Source organism: Clostridium sp. ZBS15, assembly GCF_023845705.1.
Lineage (GTDB): Bacteria > Bacillota > Clostridia > Clostridiales > Clostridiaceae > Clostridium > Clostridium aquiflavi.
Window position 1 is genome coordinate 20908 of record NZ_JAMQHY010000035.1, and the last position, 19280, is coordinate 40187.

Consider the following 19280-nt stretch of genomic DNA (forward strand, 5'->3'; position numbering starts at 1 on the left):
ATACTCCTAATCTTGTCCCAATATTTCTTTTTTTATTGCTTCCATGCCTATATCAAATCCAACAATTACTTTACCATTGGGCTTTTCTATGATAGCATTTCCTGGCTCTATAAAGTCATCATTTAAGATGAAAATCTCATCTTTTATAGAATAAGAAATTTTCCATCTATTAACTTGTGATTTAAGCTCTTCGGCATGAAGAGAATTGCACTTTATTATTAAATTCTCTTCATCTTTAGATAATTGAATAGCTTCTTCAACCAATAAATTCATTGAATCTTCATGACCTAATTCTTTCCTTAAAATATTTTTAGCAATTTCTAAAGATAATTTTAAAATATCAGATTTCTTATCTTCTAAATATTTAGCATAATTCTCATTAGCAGATCTTAACACATCTTCTGCTTTATCAATAATTTCTTGAGATTTAGCTTTAGCTAAGTCTATATTTTCATCATAAGCTTTTTTATATCCGTCATCATAACCATTTTTTAGCCCTTCTTCATATCCCTTTTCATAAGCTTCTTTTTCCAAATTTTGAGCTTGCATGGTTCCTCTTAAAATGATTCCCTGTTTTTCATTGTTGGCATCTTGTATTATTCTTTTTCCTATTTCTTCATACTTTTCAATTAAAGCATCTACTTCTTCTTTTGAATAAAATTTTTCTTGAAGTTCTTCTTCAATATTTTCTTCAAACTCTGTTTTCTTTTTCTTAGATATATATTCAGTAGAAATTTTCTTTTTTTCTGCATCCAAAGCACAGTTCTTTTTTATAATACTATACGATGATTGCATCTTCTCCACCTCTTGAAATTATTATTTCATTTGATTCGTCTAATCTTCTAATTATAGAAACAATCTTTTGTTGTGCCTTTTCAACATCCATAAGTCTTACAGGTCCTAAGAATTCCATATCTTCCTTTAAAGAAGCAGCAGCTCTCTTAGATTGATTTCTATAAATTGCATTTGCAACATCTTCTGAACAGCCTTTAAGTGCAAGTGATAAATCACTAACTTCAACTTCTCTAAGAATTCTTTGAATAGATACATCATCAAGAGTAATAATATCTTCAAATACGAACATAGAACTCTTAATCTTATCTGCAAGTTCTGCATCTTCTCTTTCAAGACCCTCTGTAATATTCTTTTCAGTTGTTCTATCAACTTGATTTAAAATGTCAACTAATGTTTGAACTCCACCTAAGCTTGTCATCTCTGTCTTTACTACAGAAGACAACTTACTTTCAAGTACTGCCTCTATCTCTTTTATAACCATTGGAGATGTATTACTCATAGTTGCAATTCTAAATGCAACCTCTGCTTGAGTTTCTTCTGAAAGTTCTGCCATAACTTGAGCTGCTTTATCAGCTTGTAAATAGCATAAAATTAAAGCTATAGTTTGAGGATGTTCATAAGTTATTGCATTTAAAAGCTGATGAGCATCAGCTTTTCTAGCAATAGCAAATGGTCTGTATTGTGATGTAGCTTCTGAAACTTTTTCTAAGATTTCATTTGCTCTTTGTGCACCTAAAGCTTTTGATAATAAAACTTTAGCATAATCCATTCCGCCCTCAATTATATAATCTCTTGCTTTATTTATTTCTAAAAATTCATCTAAAATTTCTTCTCTTTGTTCTGATGTAACAGAAGTTATATTAGCAATTTCATATGATATCTTTTGAATCTCTTGCTCAGGTAATTTTTTCAATATTCCTGATGAAGCTTCCGGTCCAAGCGTTATAAAAAGTATTGCTGCTTTTTGAACTCCTGTTAATTTTTTAGGTTCTTTACTCACAGACTATCACCTCTCATCCTCTGCAAGCCAAGCTTTGATAATTTCAACCACTTGCTCTGGCTTATCTGTGGCATATTTTTTAATTTCATTTTCCATATGAGTTTTTTCATTTTTAGTCTCAAATTCTATTGGTTCAAATAATTCTGATTCTTTTTCATCCCCAACTACTACATCTAACAATTGAGTTTCATCATCATACTCATCTTTAGCATTTTTTCTTCTCTTTTTAACTAAAATAACTATTATTATAATTAAAGCTAATAATGCTACAGCACCCATAATTATATATTTTTGCATTTCCTTTTGTTTAGCTTCTGCATTAAATGCATCTGTTTGGTTTTGAGCGTCTTCTTTTAGGCTTGGATCAAAATTCATACCTAATACAGAAATTTGATCTCCTCTAACAGAATTAAATCCAATTGCATTAGATACTGCATTTTCAATAGCCTTTTGAGTTGCTGCGTCTAAATTTCCATCAACCACAACTGAAGCTGTCATTCTCTTAACTTCACCTGGCGCGCTAATAACCTTAGTTTCAGTTTTTCCAATTTCATAGTTATTTTTTTGTTCTTCTCTTGTTGAATTAGAATTTGTATTATTTTTATTATCTGTAGTGTTACTTATATTATTATCAACGGGACTCTCGCTAATGTTCCCATCAGTACCATTATTATTAACTTCTTTAATTGTTTGTTGACTTACAACTACTTTATTAGGATCAAGCACTGTTTGTGTTTGTTGCTTAGAATCAAAATCTAAGTCTACATTAATAGTAGCCTTAACCTTGTCTTTACCTATAACAGGTTCTAATAAGCTTACTATTTCCTTTTGTAATTTACTTTCATAATTTTTTTCTAAAGAATATTGCTTATCTAACGATTCTGAGCTCATCATCTCATTTTCATCATCATTTAAATTAGCTGTAAGTAAATTCATCTTATCATCTATGACTTCAATATTTTCTTTAGGAATATTTTCTGTACTACCTGAAACAAGTGCAACTATTGATTTCACTTGATCTTTAGTAATTTCGCTTCCTGTCTTTAACTCTAAGTATACAGCAGCCTTTCCTGGCGTACTTTCCTTAACAAAAACTGAGTCTGTAGATGGTGTTATATGAACTCTTGCACTTTGTACTTGAGAAAAACTTTTTATTGTTTTTTCAAGTTCTCCCTCTTGCATTCTTAACTTTTTAACTTTAAACTCCTCGTCCGTCATTCCAAAAGAACTTCCACTATCCATTAATTCATATCCACTACTTCCTGATTTCAATTCAGGAGCTAGTTCTAGCCTTAATTGATCTACCTTATCATTAGGTACTAAAATAGTATCCCCTTGTATTTTGGTTGTAACTTTTTGTTCATTTAGCTTAGCGAGTATAGTCTGTGCATCTTTGGGATCAAGATTTGAAAACAAAATTTGGTACTTATTTGATGATGTGTAAATTACTGTACTTGCAATAGCAAGAATTACAGCAACACAGGATACAAAAATAGCAATTTTTATTTTCTTGCTTTGAGTTTTAAACTTTTCCCACAGCCCTTTGACTTTTTCTAAAAGTTTATTCATTTATCGTAGCACTCCTCACTTCAGTTACAATTGCATTTTTATTAATTCTTTATATGATTCCACTAAATTATCTCTAGTTTTAACTAAGAATTGTAATGCTAAGCTTGCCTCTTCTCCTTTTATCATAACTTCATCTATATTTACATCATCACCTTTAACAAAAGCATTGGTGTAATTATCAGCTTGTACTTGTTTTGTATTTACATCACTTATACAATTTTTCAATGTTTCACCAAAGCTCACATTGTTTTCTTTATTAGATGTAACTTCTTGTCCATTTTTATTATTTAAAACATCAAATTTATTGTTAAATAACACTTGTTTTTGGTCAAACCCATTAATAATCTTCATTCTTATTTACTCCTTATTTACCAATTTCTAAAGCTTTTGAAAACATTCCTTTAAGTGCATTTAATGTTTCTACATTGGCTTCATATGATCTTGTAGATACCATCATATCCGCCATTTCATTTAGCACATTAACATTAGGCATAGTTACATATCCTGTTGCATCCGCATCAGGATGAGTAGGGTTATAAACCTTTCTAAGTGGTGATTTATCCTCTACGATTTTCACTGGTTTAATTCCTGCCATTTTTCTATTTTCATCAAGTGCTTCTTGAAAAACTGCTATTTTTCTAACATAAGGACCACTACCATCTGCACTTCTTGTGGTACTTGAATTAGTCATGTTAGATGTTATTGTATCCATTCTTAATCTTTCTGCTGAAATACCTGTGGCACTTATTTGCATAGATGTAAATGCATTCATAAATTATCCCTCCTTTACTTTATAACAGTTTTTAAACTATTAAATTTCCCATTTAATTTAGTAATCAAAGCATTGTATTTTAATGTATTAGCAGCTTGATTAACTTTTTCAAGTTCTAAATCTACATTGTTATCATCAGTTCTCATACTAGTATTTTCTTCTCTTACGACTTCTATATCGCCATTTAAATCATTATTTCCTCTTAAATGTCTAGAATTTGTAATTTTCAATGATAAATCCTTTGTATCTGAGCTATTTTTTAAGTTTTCTTCAAAAATTACATTGAATTTTTTATATCCTTTTGTGTTTATATTTGCCATATTATTAGCTATAGCTTTTGACCTTGCATTAGATGCTTTAAGTCCATCTTTGATCAAATTATATGTATCATATGATTTAATTGAATTTATAGGCATGTGTTTCCCCCCATAATAATTTCTTTAATAATTTAAATAGTTATATTTTACCCAATAATAATACATTTTTTATCTATTTAATATAATTATAAAATAATAACTATATTTATGCTACATCTTTTTTTACTTTTAATCCAAATTATTACAAATATTGCAATATTTTATTCTAAATATTTTGCATTTCCATAAATCCATATTCTATTATACTATATATAAAATTGTTTTTAACTACTTTTTTTGAAAACAATTAAATATTTTATAAAAATTTCATATTTCAGTATATCTTATTGAGAAAACTATAACTTTTTCACCTTTTCTGTCATATTCATTTTTATTTAATATAAGACATGTATTTCATATTTTTTATCTAGTGTTTAATTTTAATTAATTAATCTAATCCAAAATAAAAAACCACCCCTAAAGAGTAGTTACATAATGAAATTAATTATATATAAAAAAACATATTAATTAAATTAATTGCTTTTACATAGAATTAATTAAAACAAAAAGTATATTATACCCTTCGGCAACTGGCTGGCATAGATTGCTCCTTAGCCCCTATAGCTTTGCGTCACTAACTTTAATTAGTTTTGCCTATTCAATTGTATTACATATTACAACTATATTATAACCTATTTTCCATGATTTTTCAAAATAAAACAAAATTTTTTTAAAAATTTTTTAATAAAATTTCCAACAATATATTTTGCTTTTTAATTATATAAATAAAAACGCCTTACTTAATATAAAAATCAACATAAAATCAAATTTATTATTAAGTAAAGCATATAAATATAATATTTATTTATCTAATATTTTTTAAAACATTCAATGCATCTTGTGGGAAATTATTACTTTGAGCAATTAAAGAAATAGATGATTGTATTAATATTTGACTTTCTGAAAACTTAAGCATCTCAAATGCAATATCCGCATCTGCAATATTACTTTGAGATTTTTCTAATGACATACTATTTTCAGATATAGCATCTCCCGTCCCCTCAAGTCTTAATTGTATTGCTCCGTACTTACTCCTAGCACTAGATACAGATTGTATAGCTGTATCTATTATATCTAAAGAATTACCTATATTATCTTTATTTGTTACATCTAAAAGTTTTTTGCCAGTATCATCTTTGAATCCTAACCCTTCAGCTGTAAGATTAAACTTAGGTAGAACTGTAAGTTCATCTTGTAAACTTCCTATCATAGAAGTTACTGCTCCATCTTTAATAGTAGCCTTATCTTCATTTATAAGTTTAACACCATTAAACTCTGTATTTTTAGCCATATAATCTAAATGATTTGTCAACTGATCAATTTCCTTTTGAATTACTTCTCTGTCTTTAGAAGTTAATGTTCCGCCTCCTGCTTGAACTGTTAACTCTTTAACTCTGCATAAACTGTCATTCATTTCTTGCATAGCACCATCAAAAGTTTGAATCATAGAGTTAGTATCTTCAATATTCCTTTTTGCTGCTGCATTACTTAAAACTTGTATCTTAAGCATTTGGCTTTGAGTTATCTTATTAGGATTATCCTTAGCTGAATTAAGCTTAAGACCAGAACTTATATTGTTAACAGCAGAAGAATTATTTGTAAGTTGCTTTTTATAGTTATTATATATATTTGCGGAAAACATATTATGACTTAATCTCATTTAATCACCACCATTTTTTATTTTAACAATATTTAGTTATCGGTTTTTATCATAAAAACTTTATGTTTTAAATTTACATTTGCATCTATCTGGAAATATTTACACCCCAGGGGTGATTTATAAAAAAACAGATAAGGTTTTTATTTTTATCTCATCTGCCATTTATATTTAAACGTCAAACTTTTTTATCCCAAAGACCTTGTTCAAAACATTTGTAATTCGTTCAGCACCTCTACCATCAACAATACATGTACTCTTTTTACTCATTTTCCTTCTTTTATTAATATTCTTATTTAATTCTAAAATTGCATTACACAAAACTTCTTTGTTAAGTTCATCATACCACCCTAAATATTCTATAGCACCTTTACTTTGTAGATTTATAGCAACTTCCTTTTGATTATCTGCAAGTATTATTCCTATTATTGGAACTCCACACGCTGCAAATTCATATAATGTACTTCCACATGCAGAAATAGCTATATCACATTTTTTCATCAACTTAACCATATTAGCATTAAAATATAAATTTACATTTTTCGTTTTTTCACTTAATATTATTAATTCTTTAATATTGTCTTCTTCAAAAGATGGACCTATTACAACATGAAATCTAAATTCTAACTCTTGTATATAATTACATATAATATTCGTAAGTCCTTCAGAATCTGATCCCCCTACAGTTATCATAATATCCGCTATTTGTGGATTAACAACCTTTTTTTGAATGTTTCTAAATTCTTCTCTTAACATAGTATATTCAGTTCCTAAAAATAATTTTGTATTTTTATTTACCTTATAGAAACATTTTTCTGCTCCAATATTTTGATTAATTATAAAATTTACATTAAAGTAATACAAATTCATATCATCTATATATCCAGTAACTTTAAAAAATTTCTTAGTAATATTAAAGTACTCCTCATTCACATCATAACTATCTGTGATTAAGCAATCTGCATTAACTTTGCATAATTCTTCAACAAAAATACCTTCTTTTATAGTTACTACATTAAATCCTTCAGATTTAATCTTGTCTATACCAGGTTTGTACTTATTAGATGTTAGATAATCTATTCTACATACATAAAAAATATCATTGGTTTTTGCTAATTCTTTAGCTAAAACTAATGTTCTCATTATATGTCCCATCCCTATTTGAGAACCACCATCCGCTCTTATTGCTATTTTCACTTAATCACCTGACTCCACATATCCCCATTTTAAAGGTGTCCCTTTTTCAAAATCTCCATTACATCTTTTTCCTATTACATCCTTGATGTACTTAGGATGTAATCCAAATCCTGGTCTTATAGATTTAACATTTTCTTCTGTAAACTTTTCTCCTGCTTTAATATCCTTTACTATAAATAATGATCTACTGAATTCTCTATTCTTCAAAGCTTTATCAGATAATGTATAATTTACTTTTCCTAATGCCTTTTCTATATCTCTTATCGATGATACCATTTGTGCAAATTCATCTATATTTAGTGAGAATGTAGAGTCCGGTCCTCCCATTTTTCTATCTATTATAAAATGCTTTTCAATCACTTTTGCACCTAGAGCGACTGCTCCAGTAGGAACAGTTATACCTAAAGTATGATCTGACAATCCGCATAAAACATCAAATGTCTCTGCCATATTAGGTATAGTTTTTAAATTCATTTCTTCTAATTTAGATGGATACGCACTAGTACATTTAAGTAAAATTACTTGGTCATTTCCAACTTTTCTACATACATCTACTGCATCTTGTATTTCTTGAATAGTTGCTATTCCAGTTGATATTATAACCGGCTTTCCTTTTTTAGCTATATATTCAATTAATGGTATATCCGTAATTTCAAATGATGCAATTTTATATGCTGGAACATTTAATTCTTCTAAAAAATCAACAGCTGATTTATCAAAAGGTGAAGAAAAACATATAATTTCTTCTTCGTCTGCAACCTCCATTAATTCTTTATGCCACTCCCATGGAGTATATGCTTCTTTATAAAGCTTATGTAGAGTAGTTCCATCCCATATAGTTCCTTGTTTAATTTGAAAATATTCATTGTCACAATCAAGAGTTATTGTATCAGCAGTATATGTTTGCAATTTAACTGCGTCTGCACCAGCTTTTTTAGCTTCTCTTATCATTTTTTTTGCAATCTCTATATCATGGTTATGATTTGCAGAAATTTCTGCTATGATAAATGACCTATGGTCATTTGATATTATCTTATTTTTTATCTTTATGCTTTTCATACTTATTCACCTTTTTATACTTCTTATTTTTCCAATAATTATACTAAATATATAAACTATATTATTAATTTAAAATATCAAAATCAACTAACTCCAACACTTTATCAATACACTTAACAAAGTACTTATTATCGATAACTTCAATAACTCCTATTAAACTTAATGAAATTTTTTCACTCGCAATTTTAATTTTATTAATAATTATTTTTCTACCATCTTTCAAATAAGAATATGCGCCTGGATAAGGATATGATTGAGCTCTAACAAAATTAATTATTTGATTTGAGTCTTTAAGAAAATCTATATAGCCCATTTCAGGTATTCTTTTTCCATAATAACTTGCATTATCCTCATCTTGCTCTGTTCCCTTATAGTTATTATCTATTTTTTTTATTGTTTGTATTAACAATTCAGGATATTCTTTTTCAAACTTTTTTAATAAATCATATCCAGTTTCATAATTTTCAATCGTTATTTTTTTTTGTTCTATTATATTTCCTGTATCTACGCTTTCTTCTATAAAATGAGATGTAATGCCCGAATACTCTTCTCCATTTATTATACTCCAAACATGCGGAGTTCTTCCTCTATACCTTGGTAATAATGAACCATGTATATTTATTGCATATTTAGGAATAGTAAAGATTTTTTTAGGAATAATATATCTATAATTTATGCTTATTAAATAATCTAAATTCATATTGCGAAATTGTTTTAAAAATTCATCAGTATTCTTTCTAGTATCTTTATATGAGTAATCTATATTATTTTTAATTGCAAATGTATCTAAACTTTCCTCTCTAAGTTCCTTATGTGTAAGCAGATAACTTATCTCATAATCATTATCTAATAATTTTTCAATACATTCTACTCCTAATTTGCCAAATCCACAAAATAAAATTTTTTTCACAATATTCTCCTTAATATAATTTTTTTTGTTCTATATTTTCATTAATACTTACTATTTGAGGATTTTTATTTAAAAAATTTACTACGTCTTCTAATAAAAAATATCCATTTTCCTCAAACAAAGCTTCATATATAGCTTTTATAACTTGAAGATCCTCTTCTGTATCTAGCGTTACTCTATATTTTGAATAATCCTTAGAATTCTTATATGATAAAATTCTAAACTTATTATTTAAATCATATAGATATGGTGTTACATGTTCTCTTTCATAATCTTTTTTGGCATTATTATATACTTTTTCTAATGCGTCAAATGAAAAAATTTCTACATCATAACCCCTTGGATAAGTTCTATCTATTGTATTACTTATATAATCAATATCATTACTCTTATCTAAATACATATCAATCATATCCTTTAATATTTTATAATCTAAACAAGGACAATCACTTGTTACTCTTATAACTATATCAGCATTGTTTTCTTTAGCAGCAAAATAATATCTAGAAAGAACATCGTTTTCTGATCCTCTAAAATATTTAACTCCAAGCCTATTAGCTTCATATAAAATTTTATCATCTTGAGATTCTACAGTTGTCGCAATAACTATCTCATCAATATTAGGTACTAGTTTTAACCTATTCACATCATGCTCAAGTACTGTTTTCCCGCATATTTCTTTAAGAACCTTGCCTGGTAATCTTGTAGAACCAACTCTAGCTTGCACTATACATACTACTTTCACTTAAACTCCCTACCTTAACTTATTTAATTATTTAACTATAAAACCTAATAATTCCACTTCTTTTCTTAATTGCTCTATACTAAGCCATTTATTATTATTTGATGAGTTATATTCAAATCCATCTTCTATTTTTTTGCCACCTGCAGTCATAAATAGTTTTGAATTCCACCAATCAAAATTAGGGTAAATTATGTAATGTTTGTCATATTCATAAGTCATTCTAGAATCGTCACTAGTTATCATAACTTCATGAAGCTTTTCCCCTTCTCTTATTCCAACTTCTTTAATATCAATTTCCTTACACATAGCTTGCGCTAAATCTGTTATTTTAAATGACGGTATCTTAGAAATATATGTTTCTCCACCTTTCGATTCATTTAATGCCTTAAACACTAAATCTACACCTTGATCTAAAGTAATCCAAAATCTTGTCATTCTAAAATCAGTTATAGGTAAAACTCTCTCCCCTTTATCTAACAATTGATTAAAAAATGGAATCACTGACCCTCTGCTTCCTGCAACATTACCATATCTAACTACAGAAAATATAGTTCCATCTCCACCCGAATATGCATTTCCTGAAATAAACAACTTATCTGAAACAAGCTTTGTTCCACCATAAAGATTTATTGGGTTAACTGCCTTATCTGTTGATAAAGCTACACATTTCTTAACTCCTTTGTCAATACAAGCATCAACTATATTTTGCGCTCCATGAATATTAGTCTTGATAGCTTCAAATGGATTATATTCACAAGCTGGAACTTGCTTCATAGCTGCTGCATGAATAACATAGTCAACATCCTTAAATGCTCTATATAATCTATCTTTGTCTCTAACATCTCCTATAAAAAACCTTAGTTTATTCACCTTATCTGGAAATTTTGTAGTAAAATCCTTTTTCATCAAATCCTGCTTAAATTCATCTCTTGAATATATAATTATTTTTTGAGGATTATATTCAGTTAATATTCTTTCTGCAAATTTTTTACCAAATGATCCTGTTCCACCTGTTATCAATATATTTTTATTATTTATCAATTTTAACCCTCCAATTACTAGTCATTTATAAAATTTCTTTTTTCATATTCTTTAATCCTTTTATAATAACTATCAAAAAAACTTTCTTTTATGTAAAATTTTTCAGCTATAAATACAGGTATGGTAAATCCTCCAAATCCTCTTTTAAAATCGCTAATACTTTTATCCTTTTGGGTTGGAAAATATCCTATAGTATCATTATAATCCTGTATTCCTAAATCTATATATTTTATATTTAGTGATTTTAAATATTTTATTGCTTCCCATATCATAATATGAGATATTTCAAAATCAAACTCTTTATAATTCTTTGACTTGCAACCCATGGAATAATATGCAACATCTTTATAGTAATGAAACAGTATATAACCAACTACTTCACCATTGTAAGAAGTCTCTATAAGTATTGCATGATTATTTACTATCCATCTATAAATATTTTCGAATGTGTTTTTAGGTCTTGTAACTTTCCCTGCAATGTTAAAATAATATTTCATAAACTTATGCACATCTTCATCATTTATATTCGTATAATCTATTATTTTTGAAGTTAAATATCTATCTGCTTTGTTAATACATGATTTAAATCCTTTATTAAATTCAGAAAAAATACCTTTTTTATCTTTTAAAATAGATATCATAGAAGTTTGTCTACTAATATCTAGAAAACCATTATATCTTAAAAGATAATTGTGCTTATCAATGCTTTCAATATAAGTAACATTTTGATATGGAATGATCATTTCAATTTTTTCCACATTAACATCTAATGCTAATCTATCTATAGTCTCTATTATTAAGCTTAATGTTTTCTGTCTAGTTTTTTTATTTAATTTATCACTTATTAATGGTGCTAATAGTGGACCTCCTCCATAAGCCAAATATTTTTTTTCTTCACATTCTTCAATAAAAACAACCATTACACCAATTACTTCTTTATTATCATTTAATACAAAAAAAGATTTATTCGTAGCAGTAATATTAAAATTTGAATTAATGTTATATTCAATTACATTTGAAGTATAAAAGAAAGTTCCATTAGAATTTTTGTAGCAAAAATCATCCCATTTATCATATTCATCTATATTTAAAAATTTTATCTTCAACTAAACTCTCCTATTTCTTAATGTATTAAATATGCCAGTTTGATCATATGAATCATTTTTATATATTACTACGGTATAATCAAATGGCAAATAATCGCTTTTTAATACAACTTTTTTTGAATATTTATAAGCAATATTTAATATTTTTTCTGGATTGACATAATAGAAGTCTTTATCTTTAAAATTTACTCTCTCTGTAAGAAAGTTAAAAGCAATTGCTTCCTTACACATATCCATAGCCTTTTCAATAGTATTATGAATTAACTCTAAATTATCTATTTCGCTAGATTTTATATTAAAAATTCCAGATTCAACTATGTAATCATATTTTTCATCAAAATCTTTGTTTAAGAAATCACAACATTCGAATTTAACATGTGAATTACCATATTTTTTTTCAGCAACATTAATAAATTCTTCTACTATATCTAAACCACAGTAATTGTAATTATTATTTTGTTCTTTTAATAATTTATTTAAGTCACCAAATCCGCATCCAATATCTAATATAGATTTTCCTTCTATAGAAAAGGAATTTATAAGATTTTCAAATCTTATAAATTGTTTTTCTTTTGTCCATAAAACCGCCTCTGGAGAATACCCATTACTCTCAAAACTTTTCTTATATTTATTTTTTAAATATACATTTCTATTTACTAATTTGTATTTATCCACTTTATAACTCTCCTATATTTTCCCATACTTTTCTAAATGCATTAATCACATCATCCATGTCTTCTTCAGTCATGGATGGAACTATAAATTCATGAGTCATTAAATCTTCAAAATGCATTTTTTCACACGTTGGACAAATTCCTTTGCTATAGTTTAGTTGTCCTTTATACATTGGACACTTAAATGGGCATCCTGTTTCACCATAACCTACAAGTTTTTGATAAATTGGTTGTAAATATAGTGGCCTAACATAACCACTACTAAGTTTTACACCTTCATTTTCTCTCATTTCAAAAGGAGTTAATTCGGCATTTACAGCTTCAATAAATCTTTCTCTGCTTATTCCTGCAATTTCTTTTTTTAACTTAATGGCATGAACATAAAAAGCATGCTTACAACCTTCTCTAGTTTCTGGAATTTCGATACAAGGAATTTCAGACAATTTCTCCGATATATATTCTACATTCTTTAATCTTGCTTCTAATAAATTATCTAATTTCTTCAACTGTTCTCTTGCAATAGCAGCTTCTATCTCTGTCATTCTATAATTAAATCCAATCATATTAACAAGATTATTCACACCTTTAGCTTCTACAACGGCTTCTGCATGATTTCTTATAAGCATCAATCTCTCAGCTAATTCATCATTATCAGTTACTATTATGCCACCTTCACCACAGTGTATATGCTTGTGATAATTTAATGAATATATTCCCATATCACCTAAGGTACCTGCATACTTTTCTTTGTATATAGCGCCTGGTGCTTGTGCTGCATCTTCTATTACTATTAAATTATGTTTTTTTGCAATAGCATTTATTGCATCTGCATCATAAGGCTGACCCATAATGTCTACAACTATTATAGCTTTAGTTCTTTCTGTTATTTTTTGTTCTATAGATTTAACATCTAAGCAAAAATAGTTTTCTTCAATATCTGCAAATACTGGTATTGCATTATAAACTAACGCTGCTGAAGCTGAAGCTGTCATCGTATAAGGAGATACTATAACTTCATCACCGGGTCCTATTCCTGCTGCTCCTACTGCACAATATAAAGCTGATGTAGCTGAATTCACTGATATAGCATATTTTACTCCAAACTTTTCAGCCCATTCTTTTTCTAATGCTTTTACTTCCTCTCCACCATAAAAATCTTCATGCCATGTTCCTAAAAATCTTGAAAGTTTACCTTTATTCAATACTTTTTCAACTGCCTCTTTTTCTTCTTTTCCAATTGGATTATATGCGGGAAACAACCTTTCCCTTACTTTTTTACCACCATTTATAGCTAATATCGACATATTATTTCCTCCATAAAATTTATTATATTATCTATAGCACCTTTTTGTATCTTAAATTCATATCCTTCATTTTTATCATTCATTACAAATTTTTCAATTTTTTCTTCCAATTCTTTTGTATATAAAATAGACTTCACCGCTCCAATTTTATCTAAAATAAAAGGATTATCTCGATTTAAACCCATTTGCATACTAATTATTGATTTTCCTAGTGCTGCACTTTCTATTAAAAACATTGATGACATACCACAAATTAAATTTGAAGTACAAATTAACTTAAACCCATCTAACTTCTTATCTATTAAAATTGAAATATTATCATTTATATTATCTATAAGATCATTATAGTTATTTTCATCTTCTTTAGGATGTAATCTAATAATTAGTCCTATTTTTCTGTTAGTCTTTTGTCTAACTTGATTTAATACATTAATAAATTCTTTAAAAATACTTCTTTCACTATATCCCCAATAATGTTCTGAAGTGTCACTTTCACCATAAGTTTTTGACAATGGTTCTGATGCATAAGTTATTATATAGTCCTCCATATCGAATCCAATAATTTTTCTAAAATCTTTTATAACTTTATCACTAATTGTTTCTTTTTTACTTATAAGATAATCAAAATACGGCTGACCTGAAATAAGTATCTTATCTTCGGGTATTCCTTCTTTAATCATCTGTTCTTTGGAGTAATTATCCATAACTAAAATTTTATAAGGTAAATAAATATGCTCTTTTTTCTTTTCATACTCTTTTAATTGACTAACACCAAATTTTGAAAATCTTAGTCCATAATTTATCCATTGATCTAATATCGCAAAAGATGGTATTTTTAATCTTTCAGCACATTTCCATAAATATTTTTCAGTAAAGTCATCTGCACTTGTTCCTGTTATTAAAAAATCTGGAGCTTCTTCTAATAAGAATTTATATATTCCATCCTCTGAAATATAACTTAAACTACCACTAATATCTATACCTTTCAAACCATATTGCTCATATCGATTTAATGCTACATCTTTACCATATATCTTTACATTATATCCTTCTTCTTTTAATTTTTCGTATAAAGGTACTACTGTATTTGCTCCTCCTGGATCTCTTGAAAATAGCAATACTTTCTTATTCATACTTAATTCATCACCTTTAATCTTTCACAAATCTCCATATCCTTATATCCATCTTCTAAAACACAGTTTAATTTTTCATTATATATCAAATTATTATATATATTTGTAACTGCATTTAACATAGCCTTATTTAATTCAGTTTCATATTCTTTTTCTTTAAATAAATTTTTATATCCACTAAAAACTTTACTATCTGACACACTATACTCTTGAATTTTAAATCCAGAATCAATTATCTTTATTCTCTTCTTTTCAAATAATAATTCTAATTCAAAAATAGTGTAATTATAATATGGTATATTTTGCATAACAAAATCGCCACCATTTTCAAAATTCAAAACAGCAGATACACTTGGATCATCATCATAAAAATCATAACTATGGTTTATAACTTTAAAATCCTTTATTTCTCCAATTAAATATCTTAGTAAATCTATTAAATGTGATCCATTATGTAAAACTCCTTTACCATAATATCCACTTCCACATAGAAATTTTCCATAGTTCCCTTCCAAAATGCTATCTTTTAATATACTAAATTCAGCTACAAATCTTCTTGAATAATTTACTAAACATCTTATATTTTTTTCTTTATATATTCTAATTATTTCGTTTGCCTCATTTATATTTTTAACTAAAGGTTTTTCACAAAAAACTAATTTTATTGGGAAATTTGATATTTTTTTCAGTATACTATAATGATAATTATCTGGTACGCATATTGATACTACATCAATATCATTTTCACTAAATGCCTCTTCAATTGTTGAAAAATAATTAACCTTCCATAACTTCGCTGCTTCTTCGCCCTTCTTTTTTGAAGTTTCCACAAACCCTAAAAGATTAAATCCTTCTATCTTTAAAAAAGCATGTGCATGTGTAAGTATATTTTCTGAAGATGGATTATCAAAAAATGCTCCTATATTTCCTGCTCCCACAATTAAAACATTATACTTTTTCCCCATGTTTTTCTTGCCACTCTTTCTGCTCCCTAAACGGGTTTTTTCTATGCGTATTTTCTAATTGTTTTATCATTTCAGAATTTTTAATTAATAATTCAACTACATCTTGTGCTGAAAAATCTGAATCTTTAGTATATAATATTTCATAAATCTGTTTTATAAATTCATAATCTTCTTTTGTATCTAGGGTAATTTCAAATTCTGGATAATTCATCTTTTCTTCTGCTTCCCAATTTATTAGCCTGAATTTTTCTGGATTCGTATAAATATAAAGAGATACGTGCTCGTGATCAACTGGATTTTTAGTAAGTTTATTAACCTTTTCTAAAATTCCAACAGGAAAAACTTGAGTATCGAAACCTCTTGGAAATGTTCTTTTCAAAATATTGGATGCATAATCATACTCTCCAGAAAAAAATATTTCAACAAGTTTATCTACATGTCTCCAATCTATCATAGGACAGTCACCTGTAATTTCAACAATTATATCTGCATTAACAGATTTTGCACTTTCTAATACTCTTAAAAGAACATCATCTTCACTACCTCTATAATATTTACATCCTATTTCTTTGCAAAGCTCTACAATTGAATTGTCTTCCTTATTAACGGTTGTAGCCACTATTACATCATCTATCACTTTACTTCTTTTTAATCTTTCTACAATATGCTGTAAATTAGGTTTGCCACAATATTCCATGAGAACTTTTCCTGGAAGTCTTGAAGATGTCATTCTTGCTTCTATTGTAGCAACTATTTTTCCTTTGTCCTTATACATTTCTATCATCTCCATTTTACGAATAATTTTATTAGAATAAATATTATACATTATTAAATTATTTAACACCAATTACAACTTTATTAATAATTGGCTTTATTTCATATCTCAAAATATCTGCTTGTAATGTATAATCCTTAGCTTTTAAACATTTTTCCATTTCAACAAACCAACTATAAATCTTTTGGATATCAATAGCTATATTTTCTTTAGTTGAAACATTTATAATATAATCAAAATCTATAAATATTTTATCTAAAATTTTCATTGCTTCATCAAGTTGATTTGTTATTAATTTTTCCCAACATTCATCTATATTATTTACTACAAAAGTAATTTTTGTCTTTAATTCACTATTAATACTCATCATTTTCTCCTTTAAGAATTTCATATCTATATGCATTTTCCATTATTAGAAGTTTATCTAGTGCATAACAATATATACTTAATTCTTTTTCTATTTTATTTTTTTTAGAATATATATGTTCTGCACTCTCTACTACATCTCTTATTATATATTTGTATAATTCAATTTCATTAAATTCTTTTTGTTTTTCCTTTAAATAATCTAGTTTATATTTTTCACTTGAACTACTCTCTAATATTCTTATTAAATCTTTACATATTTTTATAACATTATCTATATCACGTCCAACAACTTTTATAAATTCATCTATTAAATCATTGTCTGCATTTAATACATGTTCTTTATAACACTCATCAATTATACTTTCTATATTATATTCTTTGCCCTTACTAAGTATATTATCTACATACTCATTAAAATCTATATTTTCTGCTCCTTCGATATTTAAACCTAAAGAATTTCCATTTAAAAATTTAATATTTGAATTTAGTCTTATGCAAAATTCAACTGATTGTCTAGTAGCTAAAAATGCAGGATCTGTATATACATCTTCGCCCTTTGCATTTTTAGTTTTTATATATCCATCTTTTTCAAATTCGCTACTCATATCTTTAAAATCATCTGCACTATCAGCATAATTTTTGCCATTACTAAAACAATAATCTTGTCCTAATAATATTATAGGATTACATCCTAGTCTTGCTAAATTATAAACAATAGAATTTGCTACGGAAGGTCCTGAAAACAAATTATACTTTTCCCATAACAGTTTATCACTTATAAACTGATCCATTACTGTTGTATTCATTAAAAATTTATTTCTATTAAATAAATCAGGTACAGTATGACATACCATAGTCGAATACATAAGTGCTGAGTCTTTGTTTAATTTTAAATTTTTAAATAATTTTTCCTCTGAAATCCAAGTATCTATAGCACCTAATAAATGTCCTTTAATATTGTTATTATCTAAAACTTTTACTCCTGTTCCAACCGGGGCAATTATTGCTTTATTACAAACTTTCTTTAAATGTTCTAAATTGTAATTTAAAGATGGACCTGCGCCTACTATTATAGCAGGTATGTTTTCAAATTTAGAATGTAATTTTGTTATAGGACATGTTTCCTTTAAATATTTTAAATTTATTATATAGCTTTGAAGCCATGGTCTATGAGAACTAAGTTTTGTGTGAATATTTACCCTATGAAGATTTAAAATTTTTCTCATATCCTTTATTAACTTTATAATTAATTCACTATATAAAATTTCATATGCTGGCAAAATAACGAATTTAACATTTACTGTCTTTTCACTTTGTACTAGATTATAAAAAAAATTACTTATATCTTCACCGTTATCACCCAACATAAAATGAATATTATTATTATTATTAAAAATAGTTTTTATATCTATACTGTTTAGAGCCACTTTAAAAATTTCACTATCTGGTTCAATGATAAAACATCTTTTACCATTACTATTTTTCACTATTTCTCTTGTTTCATAACCTAGCCCCATACCTATTATAAATATAATATCGCTGTTATCATTTAATGCATATTCACATATAGTTCTAGCTTGTGTTTTAGTATTATACCTACTATGTATTGATATATATCCATTTCCATTCTTTTTAATTAATGTATCACTATTATCTTTAGCTTTTATTACTTCTACCGTATTTATGTCTACTTCGGATATTTTATTATAAAGATCTAAATTAAGTTCTTTTAAATATTGCATATTTTTTTTATAAATCTTATTCATAAACAGTAATCCCTTCAATTATATGTT

Annotated in this window: 20 protein-coding genes and 1 riboswitch; all 20 genes read right to left on the reverse strand. The window is 27.0% G+C overall.

All coding sequences use genetic code 11. The annotated features are described in order from the left end of the window. Positions 1–6: 6 nt before the first annotated feature. Positions 7–795 (reverse strand): FliH/SctL family protein, encoded by a 789-nt coding sequence (locus tag NG904_RS10285; protein WP_252231535.1) that lies wholly within the window; start codon positions 793–795, stop codon positions 7–9. Beyond that, entirely contained in the window at positions 779–1795 is a 1017-nt protein-coding gene (fliG, locus tag NG904_RS10290; protein WP_252212650.1) for a flagellar motor switch protein FliG, read from the reverse strand. Before fliG ends, NG904_RS10285 begins: the two co-directional genes overlap by 17 nt. Positions 1796–1801: 6 nt before the next feature. Beyond that, complete coding sequence (gene fliF, locus NG904_RS10295) at positions 1802–3364, reverse strand: flagellar basal-body MS-ring/collar protein FliF (protein WP_252231537.1); 1563 nt, start codon at positions 3362–3364, stop codon at positions 1802–1804. A gap of 24 nt (positions 3365–3388) precedes the next feature. Then, entirely contained in the window at positions 3389–3715 is a 327-nt protein-coding gene (gene fliE, locus NG904_RS10300) for a flagellar hook-basal body complex protein FliE (protein WP_252212652.1), read from the reverse strand. 13 nt (positions 3716–3728) lie between these two features. Beyond that, positions 3729–4136, reverse strand: a complete 408-nt coding sequence (gene flgC / locus NG904_RS10305; RefSeq protein ID WP_252212653.1) for a flagellar basal body rod protein FlgC — start codon at positions 4134–4136, stop codon at positions 3729–3731. Positions 4137–4150: 14 nt separating this feature from the next. Then, entirely contained in the window at positions 4151–4552 is a 402-nt protein-coding gene (gene flgB, locus NG904_RS10310; RefSeq protein ID WP_252212654.1) for a flagellar basal body rod protein FlgB, read from the reverse strand. A gap of 522 nt (positions 4553–5074) precedes the next feature. Continuing rightward, a riboswitch (cyclic di-GMP riboswitch) is annotated at positions 5075–5157 on the reverse strand. A 200-nt stretch (positions 5158–5357) separates the two neighbouring features. Then, positions 5358–6212, reverse strand: a complete 855-nt coding sequence (locus NG904_RS10315; protein WP_252212655.1) for a flagellin — start codon at positions 6210–6212, stop codon at positions 5358–5360. A gap of 168 nt (positions 6213–6380) precedes the next feature. Beyond that, complete coding sequence (gene pseG, locus NG904_RS10320) at positions 6381–7406, reverse strand: UDP-2,4-diacetamido-2,4,6-trideoxy-beta-L-altropyranose hydrolase (RefSeq protein WP_252231539.1); 1026 nt, start codon at positions 7404–7406, stop codon at positions 6381–6383. Then, entirely contained in the window at positions 7407–8465 is a 1059-nt protein-coding gene (gene pseI, locus NG904_RS10325) for a pseudaminic acid synthase (protein ID WP_252231540.1), read from the reverse strand. Between the two features lie 64 nt (positions 8466–8529). Next, positions 8530–9375 carry a formyltransferase family protein gene (locus tag NG904_RS10330; RefSeq protein WP_252224814.1) on the reverse strand — a complete coding sequence of 282 codons (846 nt, stop codon included), beginning with the start codon at positions 9373–9375 and terminating at the stop codon, positions 8530–8532. 10 nt (positions 9376–9385) lie between these two features. Then, positions 9386–10120, reverse strand: a complete 735-nt coding sequence (locus NG904_RS10335) for a cytidylyltransferase domain-containing protein (RefSeq protein ID WP_252231541.1) — start codon at positions 10118–10120, stop codon at positions 9386–9388. Between the two features lie 27 nt (positions 10121–10147). Next, positions 10148–11161, reverse strand: a complete 1014-nt coding sequence (gene pseB / locus NG904_RS10340; protein WP_252212661.1) for a UDP-N-acetylglucosamine 4,6-dehydratase (inverting) — start codon at positions 11159–11161, stop codon at positions 10148–10150. Positions 11162–11178: 17 nt separating this feature from the next. After that, positions 11179–12267, reverse strand: coding sequence for a GNAT family N-acetyltransferase (locus NG904_RS10345; protein WP_252224807.1), 1089 nt, complete (start codon positions 12265–12267; stop codon positions 11179–11181). Then, positions 12268–12942 (reverse strand): methyltransferase domain-containing protein, encoded by a 675-nt coding sequence (locus NG904_RS10350; RefSeq protein ID WP_252231542.1) that lies wholly within the window; start codon positions 12940–12942, stop codon positions 12268–12270. 1 nt (position 12943) lies between these two features. Then, positions 12944–14245, reverse strand: a complete 1302-nt coding sequence (locus NG904_RS10355) for a DegT/DnrJ/EryC1/StrS family aminotransferase (RefSeq protein WP_252231543.1) — start codon at positions 14243–14245, stop codon at positions 12944–12946. Next, positions 14233–15378 (reverse strand): glycosyltransferase family protein, encoded by a 1146-nt coding sequence (locus tag NG904_RS10360; protein ID WP_252231544.1) that lies wholly within the window; start codon positions 15376–15378, stop codon positions 14233–14235. Before NG904_RS10360 ends, NG904_RS10355 begins: the two co-directional genes overlap by 13 nt. Positions 15379–15380: 2 nt before the next feature. Next, the gene (locus tag NG904_RS10365; protein ID WP_252224786.1) at positions 15381–16343 is read right to left on the reverse strand and encodes a Gfo/Idh/MocA family protein; all 963 of its coding nucleotides are present in this window, start codon (positions 16341–16343) and stop codon (positions 15381–15383) included. Continuing rightward, a complete protein-coding gene (locus NG904_RS10370; protein ID WP_252231545.1) occupies positions 16327–17118 on the reverse strand; it encodes a cytidylyltransferase domain-containing protein in 792 nt (263 codons plus the stop codon). The genes NG904_RS10365 and NG904_RS10370 overlap by 17 nt, the downstream gene beginning before the upstream one ends. Before the next feature lie 58 nt (positions 17119–17176). After that, positions 17177–17485 carry a DUF8042 domain-containing protein gene (locus NG904_RS10375; protein ID WP_252212668.1) on the reverse strand — a complete coding sequence of 103 codons (309 nt, stop codon included), beginning with the start codon at positions 17483–17485 and terminating at the stop codon, positions 17177–17179. Next, complete coding sequence (locus NG904_RS10380; protein WP_252231546.1) at positions 17475–19253, reverse strand: motility associated factor glycosyltransferase family protein; 1779 nt, start codon at positions 19251–19253, stop codon at positions 17475–17477. The genes NG904_RS10375 and NG904_RS10380 overlap by 11 nt, the downstream gene beginning before the upstream one ends. Positions 19254–19280: the final 27 nt, after the last annotated feature.